Origin of the sequence: Comamonas thiooxydans, assembly GCF_002157685.2 — a bacterium.
Lineage (GTDB): Bacteria > Pseudomonadota > Gammaproteobacteria > Burkholderiales > Burkholderiaceae_C > Comamonas > Comamonas testosteroni_H.
This window is the reverse complement of the sequence record NZ_AP026738.1, coordinates 3,097,115-3,109,444: the sequence shown is the minus strand read 5'-3', so window position 1 is coordinate 3,109,444 and position 12,330 is coordinate 3,097,115. Positions and strand designations below refer to the sequence as shown.

At 51.1% G+C, this 12,330-nt stretch carries 9 protein-coding genes; 1 reads left to right on the top strand and 8 read right to left on the bottom strand.

Annotated elements, in window-relative coordinates; all coding sequences use genetic code 11:
- Positions 1–8 precede the first annotated feature (8 nt).
- The 7 genes from CTR2_RS14240 to CTR2_RS14210 form a co-directional block, all read right to left on the bottom strand.
- Positions 9–380, bottom strand: a complete 372-nt coding sequence (locus tag CTR2_RS14240) for a hypothetical protein (protein ID WP_019042592.1) — start codon at positions 378–380, stop codon at positions 9–11.
- A 59-nt stretch (positions 381–439) separates the two neighbouring features.
- Entirely contained in the window at positions 440–3,583 is a 3,144-nt protein-coding gene (locus CTR2_RS14235; RefSeq protein ID WP_087083237.1) for an efflux RND transporter permease subunit, read from the bottom strand.
- 15 nt (positions 3,584–3,598) lie between these two features.
- Positions 3,599–4,717, bottom strand: a complete 1,119-nt coding sequence (locus tag CTR2_RS14230; protein ID WP_087083238.1) for an efflux RND transporter periplasmic adaptor subunit — start codon at positions 4,715–4,717, stop codon at positions 3,599–3,601.
- Positions 4,714–5,097 carry a hypothetical protein gene (locus tag CTR2_RS14225; protein WP_254913333.1) on the bottom strand — a complete coding sequence of 128 codons (384 nt, stop codon included), beginning with the start codon at positions 5,095–5,097 and terminating at the stop codon, positions 4,714–4,716. The genes CTR2_RS14230 and CTR2_RS14225 overlap by 4 nt, the downstream gene beginning before the upstream one ends.
- A gap of 221 nt (positions 5,098–5,318) precedes the next feature.
- Positions 5,319–6,503 carry a TolC family protein gene (locus tag CTR2_RS14220; protein ID WP_087083239.1) on the bottom strand — a complete coding sequence of 395 codons (1,185 nt, stop codon included), beginning with the start codon at positions 6,501–6,503 and terminating at the stop codon, positions 5,319–5,321.
- Positions 6,504–7,278: 775 nt separating this feature from the next.
- Complete coding sequence (locus CTR2_RS14215; RefSeq protein ID WP_087083240.1) at positions 7,279–8,613, bottom strand: heavy metal sensor histidine kinase; 1,335 nt, start codon at positions 8,611–8,613, stop codon at positions 7,279–7,281.
- Positions 8,610–9,302: a heavy metal response regulator transcription factor gene (locus CTR2_RS14210; protein WP_019042599.1), complete on the bottom strand. Its 693-nt coding sequence runs from the start codon at positions 9,300–9,302 to the stop codon at positions 8,610–8,612. The genes CTR2_RS14215 and CTR2_RS14210 overlap by 4 nt, the downstream gene beginning before the upstream one ends.
- 278 nt (positions 9,303–9,580) lie before the next feature.
- Between CTR2_RS14210 and CTR2_RS14205 the strand changes: the two genes are divergently transcribed.
- Positions 9,581–9,928, top strand: coding sequence for a hypothetical protein (locus CTR2_RS14205; protein ID WP_087083241.1), 348 nt, complete (start codon positions 9,581–9,583; stop codon positions 9,926–9,928).
- A 70-nt stretch (positions 9,929–9,998) separates the two neighbouring features.
- Here CTR2_RS14205 and CTR2_RS14200 read toward each other — a convergent pair whose 3' ends face one another.
- Complete coding sequence (locus tag CTR2_RS14200; RefSeq protein WP_140401031.1) at positions 9,999–11,642, bottom strand: phosphoethanolamine transferase; 1,644 nt, start codon at positions 11,640–11,642, stop codon at positions 9,999–10,001.
- Positions 11,643–12,330 lie beyond the last annotated feature (688 nt).

Sequence of the window (12,330 nt, the reverse complement as noted above, 5' to 3'; positions counted from 1 at the left end):
GCTGGGTATTACTTCACCGAAAAGCGCACGGTGACAGTTTGGCCCTCAACGCCGGTGATGGTCGCAACGACTTTGCTGCCTTTGGCAACCTTAATACCCGTTGCTTCAAGTTTGTTGCCACCGGCAGGCTTGATGTCGGCTTCAGATTTTTCCGCACCATTGAGCGCAGTCAGTTTGCCGCCCATCTTGCTCACGTCAGCAGGATCGTCGTGATCGATTACGTAGATGGCAGCACCATTGGCTTGTGGAACCAGCTCAAAGGACAGATCGCTGGCCGATTGGACAATGCCTCCGTGCTGAGGCTTGGCAGTGCCATGAGCCATGGCGTTCATGCTGATCAGAGAAAGGCCCAGGACAGCTGCAGACAGCAGTTTTTTCATAACTATTCCTAGCTAAAGCGAGGCGCATCAAGGGCTGCGCCTCAAAGCCCGTAATTGCTTTAAAACGCTTCCTGTTGCTCAGGCGTGCCTTCGGCATCTGGATTGGGAGCCAGAAGCTTCTCGGTGGCTTTTCGGCCAAATGCCAGGTACATCAGTGGAGTCAGCAGTGTGTCGAGGAGTGTGGAACTCACCAAGCCACCGAAGATGACCACCGCGACTGGGTGCAAAATTTCCTTGCCTGCAGCATCTGCCGACAGCAACAACGGCGTCAGGGCAAACGCAGCTACCAGCGCAGTCATCAGCACAGGCGTCAAGCGCTCCAGCGAGCCTCGGACAACCGTGGGTTGGCCGAACTGCTCCCCTTCAAACTTGCAGAGGTTGATGTAGTGGCTCACCTTGAGGATGCCGTTGCGAACTGCAATACCCGTCAAGGTAATGAAGCCAACCATGGAGGCCACGGAGAGCGTGATCCCTGAAAGCCACATGGCAATCACACTGCCTACCAGTGCCAAGGGAATGTTGGCCATGATGATCAACGCCAGCGTTGTCGAGCGATAGCGCGTGTACAGCACCAGGAACACCAATGCCAGCGACATCAGAGAGAGCCAGATAATCTTTTGCGTCGCCTGCTCCTGAGCTTGGAACTGGCCTTCCAGGGAGATGGAATTGCCGGTCGGCAGCTGGGTGCGATCGATCACCGCACGAATGTCACGCACGATACGACTCATGTCTGAGCCGTCCGTGTTGGCATAGACAACGATGCGACGGCGGCCGTTTTCCCGGCCGATCTGGTTGGGTCCATCTGTCTCGGAAACCGTCGCAATAGCGGAGACAGGAATCCGGCCAGCCGGCGTGTCGATCAGGGTTCGAGCCAGATCTTGCGGGCTGCGACCTTCATCAGGCAAACGCAACACCAGCTCGTAGCGACGAGGGCCATCCACGATCTGTGCACCATGAGCACCGTCCGTCAGCGCTTGCAGCACCCGAATAGCCTCTCCGGGAGCCAGCCCCACCTGGGCAGCCTTCTGATGATCAAGACGCACAGTAATCTGAGGAATCAGCACCTGCTTCTCGACAGTCAGGTCAACCAGGCCAGGGATGGTTGAGAGGCTTTGCCGCATTTGCTCGGCCAGGCCACGCAGCGTGTCGGTATCGTCACCGGAGATCTTCAGGGCGATCTGAGCCCGGACACCGGACAGCAAGTGATCCAGGCGGTGAGAAATCGGCTGGCCTACGGCGACTTGTGCGGGCAGCACGGACAGCTTGGCGCGAATATCGGCCATCACGGCTTCACGGTCGCGTTCGCTGCGCTTCAGGTCCACGTCAATTTCGGCAGAGTGAACGCCTTCTGCATGCTCGTCCAGCTCGGCTCGACCTGTTCTGCGCCCGACCTGAGTAACCTCCGACACTTCCATGATCAAGGTCTCAGCCAAGGAGCCCATTCGATTGGCCTCTGCCAATGACGTCCCCGGATTGAACACCATGCCCAGAACCAGAGAGCCTTCGTTGAAGGCTGGCAGGAACGCTCTTGGGAAGAAGGGAACGCTGGCTAGTGCAATCACTACTGCGGCCAAGGCCGCAGCCATCAGCGCCTTGCCTCTTGGGAAAGACCAGGCCAGCAGCTTTTCATCCCAGTGCTTGAGGCGTTTGACGATGGGACTGTCCCCATGATCGATGCGCTTCATCCTTGGCAGGAGGTAGGAGCACAGCACCGGCGTCACCGTCATCGACACCAGCATGGAAGCCAGGATGGAGATGATGTAGGCGATCCCCAGCGGTGAGAACAAGCGGCCTTCAACCCCTGGCAGGGCAAACAGCGGCACGAACACCAGCACCACGATGGCCGTGGCATAGACGATACCGGAGCGGACTTCCACGCTGGCTTTGCGGACAACCTCAAGCGTCGGCACCGGGTGCTCCAGCTCTCGGTTTTGCTTGAGTCTGCGCAGAATGTTTTCTACGTCCACCACCGCATCGTCAACCAGCTCGCCAATGGCAATGGCAAGTCCACCCAAGGTCATCACATTGATTGATTGGCCCAGCCAGTGAAATACCAATGCCGTGGCAGCCAGTGACAGCGGGATGGCGACCAGTGAGATCAACGTGGTTCTGGCTGAAAGCAGGAAGGCAAACAGCACGATGGCGACCATGACGGCCCCGTCACGCAGTGCTTCCGTCACATTGCCAATAGAGGCTTCAATGAAGTCGGCCTGCCGAAACAAGGCTCTGGGTTCATTGATTCCTTCTGGGCGGCCCTTACCGAGCTCGCGAAGGGCTTGCTCGATGTCGCGGGTCACACGAACCGTATCGGCTTCAGGCTGCTTCTGAACGCTGACGATGACCGCAGGAGAGCCGTTGTAACCACCGTCACCGCGTTTCATGGCCGCAGCGAAGCGGACATTGGCAACTTGCTCCAGGCGGATCGGACGGCCATCGCGCCAGGCCACTGCAGCGGACCGCAGGTCCTCGACCTTGTTGGTACGCCCAATGTGGCGGATCAGATATTCCTTGCTATTGAGGTCGATGAAACCACCGCCTGCGTTGCCAGCAAACCCCTTGAGAGCCGTTTCAAGCTGAGAAAGGGTGACGCCGAACTGAGCCATCCGGGCGGTGTCAGGCTCCACACGCAATTGACGTACTTCACCCCCAATGGGAATGACTTGCGAAACACCTTGGACAGCCAACAAGCGGGGGCGCAGCACAAAGTCTGCATACTCCCGAGCCTGCATGGGGGTTGCGGCCGATGCGCCTTTTTCGCTCACATTCAAGGGCAGGGCCAGCAGCATGACCTCACCCATGATGGAGGACACAGGGCCCATCACCGGCACCACATCAGCGGGAAGTCGCTCGCGTACGAGCGCAAGCCGCTCCGCCACCAACTGGCGATTGCGGTAGATGTCAGTTCCCCAGTCAAACTCGGCATAGAGAATCGACAAACCGACCCCGGACATGGAGCGCACGCGAGTGACCCCCGGCATGCCATTCAATGCTGTTTCAATGGGGAAAGTCACCAGCTGCTCGACTTCTTCGGGGGCCATGCCCCCGGCTTCGGTCAAAACAGTGATCAGAGGTTTGTTGAGGTCCGGGAAGACGTCAACAGGCGTTTTGACCGCCGTGATGATCCCGTAGACCATCAATATCGCAGCGAACGCCAGCACAAACAGCCGGTTATGCAGGCTGTTGCGAACAATCCAGTTGAACATGTGTCACCTCACAGTTCAGCGGATTTGTGCGATCAGCGCCGCACCTTGAACCACGACCCGGTTTTCATCGCCAAGCCCCTTGGTGACAACGATCCTGCTCGCATCCAGTGCTTGGTACTGCACGGGTTGCGGGATATAGCGCTCTGCTCCTGACTTGATCCAGACGACAGGCTCATTGGCCGGATTGCGGGTGATCGCCTGTGCGGGAAGAACAAAGCCTTTGACACTTTGCTTGGAGTTGGCGATCACGGTGACAGGTTGGCCAATAGCAATCGGTAGCTGTTGCGTACCATCGGACGCGACCGCCTTGAAAGTCAGCGGCAATACTCCATCACGCAAGCTACGACCAGCGCCAATGAGCTCCAAACGGACACCTGGCGTCGCTTTGATCGTTGCTGCACTGATGTTGGCTGCTAGAGCAGGATCGGCCGTTGTCGCTTCCACCATGACCTTGGCTGGATCGGTGATCTCAAACAAGACATCCTTGGATTCGACAACCTGGCCAAGCACTACGTTGGCGCTGGCGATTACACCTGAGACGGGAGCCGCTACGCTTTCCTTGGCAGCAAGGCCGCCACCGATTGCGCTTTCACGCGCCCTCAGGCTTGAAAGTTCTGTCTGAGCTGCTTCAATCTCTTTGCGCGGGACAGTGCCTTCAAGCCCTTTAAGCCGCTCCACACGCTTTTGTGCAATTTCTCGGGCACCTCTGAGCTCGGCCAACTGGGAACGTTGCCCAGATAAGGCCAGGGGGTCAGCGTGATGGGCCACAACCGCTAAGACTTCCCCTTTGCGTACAGTCTTGCCAGCGAACGGCAAGCCTTGAGCTCCGGCCTCAATCTTTCCGCCCACAACCGTCTGAACCAGGCCACTGGCATTGGGGTCTGCAATGACTTTGGCTGGCAGTTCGATGGTTGCGCTTGCTTCGGACATCGAGGCAATTTCCGTGCGAATTGCCAATCGACGCTGGGACAGCATGGGCACATTGACGCTGCCATCAGGCAGGCGACTCAAACCTGCTGCCGATGGAGTGGCCGAGGCCGTATCCAGATGCTCTCCGTTGGGACCATGAGCGCCGGGAGAAGCCTGAGCCACAGATGTGATTGCAAGTGTTGAGAGGAGGATAAATCGCTTCATTGGGCATCTCTCTTTGCAGTGTTGTTGCGAGAGGCGCTGCCAATAAGCCAGCCGAGGCCACCTGTCAACATAAGTGCTACAAACATCAAACCACCCAAAATCAGGGCGTTATCGCCGGTATGTGAATGTGCTGGTTCATGCATTGCAGCATTCGCAACATTTAAGGTCCCATCTAGAAGGTCAGAGTCACTGCCGTCCAGAATTGTTATTACCAGCGCATGAGCACCTTTTTTTCTCAGTTCTGCCAGAAACTTCTCGTCAGCCACGGCATAGTCGCCCTGGTCCGAGTTATATGGCGCGGGGGCTTTCAGTTGGCCTAGCTCGACTTCCACCTTGGCTTGATCTACAGGCTCATTGGTGGCGAATCGGTTGATGAACATGGAGAGCTCGCCGTCTTGGAGACGCCCAACCAGTTCATAGCTTTCAGACTTAGCCTCAAACCGTGGTGCAGAGGAGCTAGCTCCAGCGGTTGGGGCTGAGTCCAAGTGTTCGCCATTGGGACCGTGTGCGCCAGGGGCTGCGAGAGCGACCCCCGAAGAAAGAGCGAGGCTGCTCAGTAAGAACAAACGTTTAGCAACGCGAGGAATTGAAAGCGGGGAATTCATGGCAGTTGTCCGTAGGCTTGTTGAAGGCGTGCACGTGCGAGGCCAAATGCGGCTTCCTGGCGAGCAGCGCTGTAGTCGGCTTGAGCAGCAGCACTGGCGGCGCGCAGGAGTTCTGGGAGAGATGTTTCGCCTGCATTGAAAGAGGCTCGAATCAACTTGGCTCTCTCGTTGAGCAAAGTGGCTTTTTCACTCCCTTTTTGCAGCTGCAACTGGCTTGCTTGTGCTGCAGCTTTTGCGCTCTCCATGCGAGCAGACAACTGAGCTCGAAGCACTTGTTCCTTACTTTGTGCCACCTCCAGCTCAGTCCAAGCGGCAGCTTGCAATGGCGCGTTTCTATCGTCTGTGCCGAATGGAATACGGACTGCTAGGCCTAAGCTGTAGGCTGAGCCCTGGCTGCGGCCTGGGAGGTCCTGCCTGAGTTTGGTGATCAACTCTGGAGCACTTCGATTTGATTTGAGGACCAAATTCAAACGCTTTTGAGCCAGGTCTACTTGCTGCTCCACACGCAGTATTTCAGGGTGCTTATCCAGCTTGCGAGGAGATGCGCTTTCGACATTCGACAAGGTCGCGTCGGGCGTCTGAGCCAGGCCGGTCAGAGCTGTCCACTGGCGCTTAGCGGCGTTCAGCTGAGTCTCTGCCTGCGACTCGGCAGCTTGTGCACTTAGTAGCTCGCCTTGGGCGGCCAAGGCATCTGCTTTCGCCAGATCGCCAGCTTTGACACGTTTATCCACGTCGGATGCGATGGCCGCAAAAATGCTGGTCTGTTGTTTCGACAACGTTTGGCTGGCCTGCAGCTCCGCAATCTGCCAATGCAGCTCACGGACTATCTCTGCAATACGTAGCTTCCCTTCGGCCTCAGCAGCTAGAGAGAGTGATGACAGCGAGTCTGCGGCCAACTGCTTGGCACTTTTCTGCCCGGGGAGCCAGATAGGGACTGCCAGCGCTACTTCCGTTTCGCGGACGCCGTTGTTGTTTTGCAGGCGATCGTTTCGGTGACTCAACTCAACTGAGGGTGGTGCAGCCCAGAGCGTGCTTGACGCTTTCTGTTCAGCGATAGCCTGCCGAGAAATGCCTGCCGCCTCAGCAGAGGCTACGGCACGGCTCCAGGCTGCCTCAACGGCAGACGCCAGGGTTGTATTTTGAGTGTTGCCGCTCAAATTTGACGCAGCAACGCCTTCCATTGGCTGTGCATATGAAGGGCACGCCAATGTCAGCCCTGCAAGAATGCAGAGCCTCCATTTGAATTTGGGGTTCACAAAGCCTCTAGATGCTCTGAGTGCGATGCAATACCTCGCAAGATACCGCGATGACTAAAGCACGCACGAACGAAGGAGTGACTTCAAACTATTGAAGCCGACCTATGGTGAAAGTGAGCTAGGCTGTCTGTTTGGGCGGGCGCCGCAGACCTTCCAGGATGGGATCTGGAATGAGAGATGCAGGAGTCACGTCTGGCGGGATGTTTTCCCAGTCAGGCACTGGAACACCCACTGAACTTGCTTGAAAAGCCCCTAGCGGCATCGCGTCGGCCATCAAGTGCAATCTAGAGTTCGAGGAGTCATCGAACTCTAGCTCGCCATCATGATGATGGTAGTGGCCTTCCTCTTGAAGGTGCATTGCAGCGTGTTCAAGTTCCTCGTGAGAGGCGAATACGGGCAGTTGGCCAGCCACCGAAAGGGCTTGCCAAAAGATACTCAGCATTACGCACATTAAGGCCAGACGGCGGGGCATAGTCGAAGAATTATAGGGTCGTGAGATTCCCCAACTTCTTTGTGGATGCTGTGCAGCTTTTTGGTGTCTGAAGGGACTGTTCAATGTCAGAGCAGGCTTGCATCAGTCTTTCTATGTTCCGGCTTGACGTCTAATTCCCCCTTATGAACTGCGTCTTGAGCTCGGAGGGGCGCTCGCTAAGCGGACCCCTAGACAGCCAAGCTCGTCAAGCAATTGATTGTGTGAGCTTCAAGAGAAGCTGACTCCGATCGTGGTGGTTCTGTTGCTCGAAGTGGCGAAAGTAGTTCCACCATGCATTCGAGCAATCGCCGCTACGATAGTCAAACCTAAGCCATGGTTGTGGTTCGCTTGAGTGCGGGAGGAGTCTGCCCGATAGAACCGGTCAAATAATCGAGGCAGATGTATCGGGTCGATTTCAGTCCCATTGTTGATCACCGCGATGCGAATCGAGCTGTCTACATTGCTGCGCGCAATTTCAACTTGAATTGTCGAACCTCTTTCTGCATAACGAGTTGCGTTGCCCAGGAGGTTGGACAGTGCTCGTCGCAGTAATCGTGCATCCACTGTGGCGGAGGCATCGCCCACAATCACAACTTGAAGTTGAGCCTCTTGTATTGCCGCTTCGTGGAACTCTGCCACTTCGAAAGCAAGCTCTGCCAAGCTGTCCACGTTCGTGCGTCTTGCTTCAACCCCTCGGTCTGCATTGGATAGAAATAGCATATCGGCGACGATACCGGCCATCCGTCGCAGGTCCTCAAGGTTTGAAGCTAGTGCCTCTTGCAACTCAGGCCCACTACGTGGTTTACGCAGGGCAAGCTCACTGCTGCTTATGAGGGTCGTCAGAGGCGTATTTAGCTCATGTGCTACGTCCGCATTGAAAGCTTCCATTTGCTGATATGCCTTAGCCAACCTATCTAGTAAAGCATTGAACTGCGCTACCAAAGGCCTCAGCTCTTGAGGTTGATGACTGTCATCAAGGCGCCGATTTAGGTCGTTTGCGGATAGGTTGCGCGTTTGCTCCACCAGCGAGCGCAAGGGCTTTAGACCAACTCTTACTAGCCATGTGCTTGCAAGTGACACAAGCAGTCCCCCCGCTACAGCAGCGAGTCCAAGAGTCCATCCAAGACGGCTGAGCAATCGCTCATCTGGTCTGCGGTCGAGAAGCAAAATTGCCTGCATAGGCTCTACACCGCGACCCTCCGCAATAACGTTCACCGTGAATCGGCGCGACAAAACATGGCCAGCATTTTCAGATCCGCGTGGAACTTCAACAATGTTATCTCCTGCAACGGAAACGAGCTTTAGAGATAGCTCATCATGACCCGTGAGATAGTCTTTGAGCAAATGTTTGATGGCTTCGGAAGAATGCAGCGCACGACCTTGTTTCAATAGGATTTCAATCGCTGTTTGTTTGTGATCTAAAGTGTCTTGCTGCCGTTCAGTCAATGTGATTGATATGACCAAGTAGACAGCGATACAGACAAGTCCGAGGCCTACGATGGTTTGAAGTGCAAGTACACGAGCTAGGCGGCCAGCTAAGTGTGGTACTGATTTGGTATTCATACAGGACGAGACTCAAGCACATAGCCCATTCCACGCACAGTGTGAAGAAGTGGTCGTCCAAATGGCTGATCCAGCTTCAGTCGAAGACGGCGTATAGCGACTTCAACAACATTAGTTTCACTGTCGAAATTCATGTCCCATACTTGCGATGCCAGCTCAGTGCGTGACAAAACCTCTCCCTGTCTGCGAAGTAGTAAGCTGAGAAGATTAAACTCCTTGGCGGTAAGCTCAAGTCTCTGTCCCGAGCGAATGGCTCTGCGACGAACTAAATCCATCTCTAGATCGGCAAAGACTAGGTTAGTCGCTTCAAAGCTTCCTGACGTCATGTGCAAATTACTTCGACGAAGCAAGACATGCATGCGTGCCACGAGCTCGGAGAATGCGAATGGCTTCACCAAGTAGTCGTCGGCACCGCTTTGGAGTCCCTTTACCCGGTCCTCTATCTGACCGCGAGCTGTGAGCATCAGAACGGGTGTCGGCTTCTCGCGCTTTAGGGCGGCTAAAACAGCTAATCCATCAATGCCGGGAAGCATTCCATCGAGAATGACAAGATCATAGTCAAGTTCTATTGCTAAATGTAAGCCGTCGATCCCGTTGTGAGCTGTATCGACGACGAAGCCTTCCTCTGCAAGCCCTTTGACAAGGTATTCTGCGAGCTTTACTTCATCTTCAACAACTAGTATCTTCATAATCAGTATTTTTAAGAATCTTTTATATTAGAAAATGACGAATTTATCATTTTCTTGTAAGAATTATGTTGGTTCTGACCATTCATAATATTTGGCGGAGCTCTTTAAGTATTAATTTCTCAGAGGGTTGCATGCATGTAGATTGTTATTAATCTCAAAGATGACTACATTGTCATAATAATGACTGAAATATGTAATTTGGCTCGCTATAAAATTTTTATATCTTCCTTGACGGAATAAGCCTTCAGGAAGTATGTAATTTTTATAGGAGCTTTATAATGTTACGTCGTAATTTGTCAACGACTTTTATCACTTCGGCAATGATCACAGCCTCCTTGCTAATACCAGGCATTGCATCGGCAAGTGAATATTGGCATTCTGCAAACAATGAAAGCGGTGTGGTAACTCATCCCGAACACTTTAAAAGTGTGAAGTCTCGCAAAGAAATAAATGCAGAAGCCGCTCAGGCAGTTGTTGAGGGAGGTGACTCCCGGATGCGTTCAGGGAAGTACCCCGGTAATACACCGGTATCAAGCTCAGAGAAAGCACGACAGCAGATCATTGATGAGTTGTTGAAGGAGTCTCCCGAGCAGCGTGAATCCCGCAATCGAGCTATGGCAGGGTAACACTCAAAGTTTTTAGTTGGCGTGAATATGTGCATGCACATATTCACGCTTTTCTAAATCTGATAATTATTTAGTGTTTTATTGCTTCTGTCATTGAAGATTTGATCTCCGGGGGGTGAAATTTGTACTCTTTGGAGAAAATGTTCCTTGATTGAATTTTTCCATCCCATTTTAATGACAATAAATCGGAAACTGTCCAAGCAAGCCAATCAGCTCGGAATGAAATATTTGACATTTCCTGAGAAGTGCTGATCAGTTCATCTGAAACCCAAAATACCGCCGGTATCTTGTAACCGGACTCTGTGCTCGGACTATGTCCCACTCTATTCGTTGAGTGTCCTACCTCTTGGCCGTGGTCGGAAACGTAAACTACTGATCGGAAATCTGCAGAGGGAAAATTTGAACTTGTCGCTTTTTCGAAAATAGAACCCACAATTTTGTCCTGGTATAGGATAGCGGAGTCATATTCATTCCGGAATTCTCTTACCCAAGCAGGCTTTTCTGCTTCAGCCATTTTCCTCGTGATACTGTCTTCATTGAATGAATTTTGATCGTTAGGAAATCTGAGTCTGTAATGTGGATGAGCTCCAAGCATATGTAGGATGATTAATTTCCGAGGAGTGAGATCTTGCAATGCAGCTTCGTATGGAGGAAGCAAGACCTCATCCAATGAATTACTTGATCTTCCGGGTTTATTGTTTTCCATTACAACTACGTCCGAAAAAGCGGCTAGCTTCTGTGCTACCGCTATATCGTCATGGTTGCTTATCCACCAGGTCTTATAGCCCGCAGCCTTTGCTAACGCAATCAAATTAAGTTTCTCATTGGCGTTACTTGATTTGAAGTTCATCATGCTATCCAGCGAAGGAATAGTTGTCGCTTCAGTCGACCAAGCATTTTTGATAAAGAAAAAATTATTACCTAATGAGCTTTGTAAGGATTTGAGGTTTGGTGTGGTTTGCCTTTCATATCCATATAGGCTCATATTGTCGCGATTTATACTTTCAGATATTACAAGGACAATCGTTGAGCTACCCATCCGCTCAACCTCTGGGTTCTTTCCTTTGGCGAGTTCTAACGCATCTTTACGAGCCTGATCGTAGGTTCTCCAGCTTTCTTTTGTCTCTATTGCCGATTCTACAAACTGACTCCAGAATATAAATGGATTAATTCTTCGCCAAGGCTTACTAGCATAAGCCACCATAGAAATGCAAATAGCTAAGATAAGAATGAATTTATGTATCTTCGATGAGCGATGCTTATTTCTGATACCTTGTTGGGTGATTTTGAATGAAAATAATGCTATGATTAGAAATATAGATAATGATGCCCAAAAATAGCGAGACTGAGAAAAAATATATTCTCTTACTTCTTCTTTATTTGTATTTGCAACTGCTCCCACAATCATGGAGCTATCTGGTGCTGCGTCGTAGTTCGAAAAAAGATGTATTCTGACTATTGAGTCAAGTATAAAAATAAGAAAAATAATCCATACAAAAACTTGTCTTATTAAGTTAATGTGATTACTTTTTATTGGAACCAGTAAGAGAAGTAAAGTTGGGGTAAGGAGCGCTGTAATCTGAAATATTTTTCTTCCGTCGTATCCAAAACTGGCAGCCGCGATTTCAATTATTATTAAAAGAGCGATTGCCACCCAAGCTTTTTTTACCTCTGGAGCCATCTCATAGGATTTGTTGGATAGGCTTGTTTCCATTTTTAGTGATTTCTGCGTATATTGAATTTTTACACTTCTTATTCGAGAATTTAATCTTGAGGAAAGAAGCTAAAATTACTGTAGATACGCAGAGATAACATGAGGCTGACATTTATATTACATTTTTGTAATCTGGTCATTCAATAAATTAATATTTTATTTCGACCGAAGATACCATTTATTTATTTGTTCGCTTCTAAAATTTAGAAATTTTATGTTGAGATATATCGTATTTTAAAAGAGCTATAAATTCTATTATTTTAATATTAATTATATTATATAAATAATATACTTCTTTATATCGCTTTTCGTAATTTTTAGGAAATCTGCATCAATGGTTGTGTTCACTAAATCTTCAGAATAATTCATGAAATGAGCTGCGGGCTTATGTGGCTCGATGACTGGGAAGCGATAAAAAGTTAGAAACGCTTTGTCAAATAGATATTTGAGGTGCTTGAAATTTATTGAGATATTGTTGAGGATTGGAGGGGCAGGTGCTGAAGCGTTATGGAGCTACCCGCTAGCTTCCTCCAGAGGACTTCAAAAACATGATTCTTCATCGACGAAGATGGCTAGGGATGCAGGTTCCAATCGAACTCATCAGGCTCGTAGAGCTCGGTATGCGACGCTCGTGTTTAGCCTTCGCAAAAATTTTTATTATTTTTTGAGGGGGGAAGGGCTTTGTAGC

Excerpts from the sequence above, each read along its gene's own strand:
- CTR2_RS14230 (WP_087083238.1), bottom strand. The coding sequence starts at position 4,717 with ATGAAGCGATTTATCCTCCTCTCAACACTTGCAATCACATCTGTGGCT.
- CTR2_RS14220 (WP_087083239.1), bottom strand. The coding sequence starts at position 6,503 with ATGGAAGGCGTTGCTGCGTCAAATTTGAGCGGCAACACTCAAAATACA.
- CTR2_RS14205 (WP_087083241.1), top strand. The coding sequence starts at position 9,581 with ATGTTACGTCGTAATTTGTCAACGACTTTTATCACTTCGGCAATGATC.
- CTR2_RS14240 (WP_019042592.1), bottom strand. The coding sequence starts at position 380 with ATGAAAAAACTGCTGTCTGCAGCTGTCCTGGGCCTTTCTCTGATCAGC.
- CTR2_RS14225 (WP_254913333.1), bottom strand. The coding sequence starts at position 5,097 with ATGTTCATCAACCGATTCGCCACCAATGAGCCTGTAGATCAAGCCAAG.
- CTR2_RS14235 (WP_087083237.1), bottom strand. The coding sequence starts at position 3,583 with ATGTTCAACTGGATTGTTCGCAACAGCCTGCATAACCGGCTGTTTGTG.
- CTR2_RS14210 (WP_019042599.1), bottom strand. The coding sequence starts at position 9,302 with ATGAAGATACTAGTTGTTGAAGATGAAGTAAAGCTCGCAGAATACCTT.
- CTR2_RS14200 (WP_140401031.1), bottom strand. The coding sequence starts at position 11,642 with ATGGAAACAAGCCTATCCAACAAATCCTATGAGATGGCTCCAGAGGTA.
- CTR2_RS14215 (WP_087083240.1), bottom strand. The coding sequence starts at position 8,613 with ATGAATACCAAATCAGTACCACACTTAGCTGGCCGCCTAGCTCGTGTA.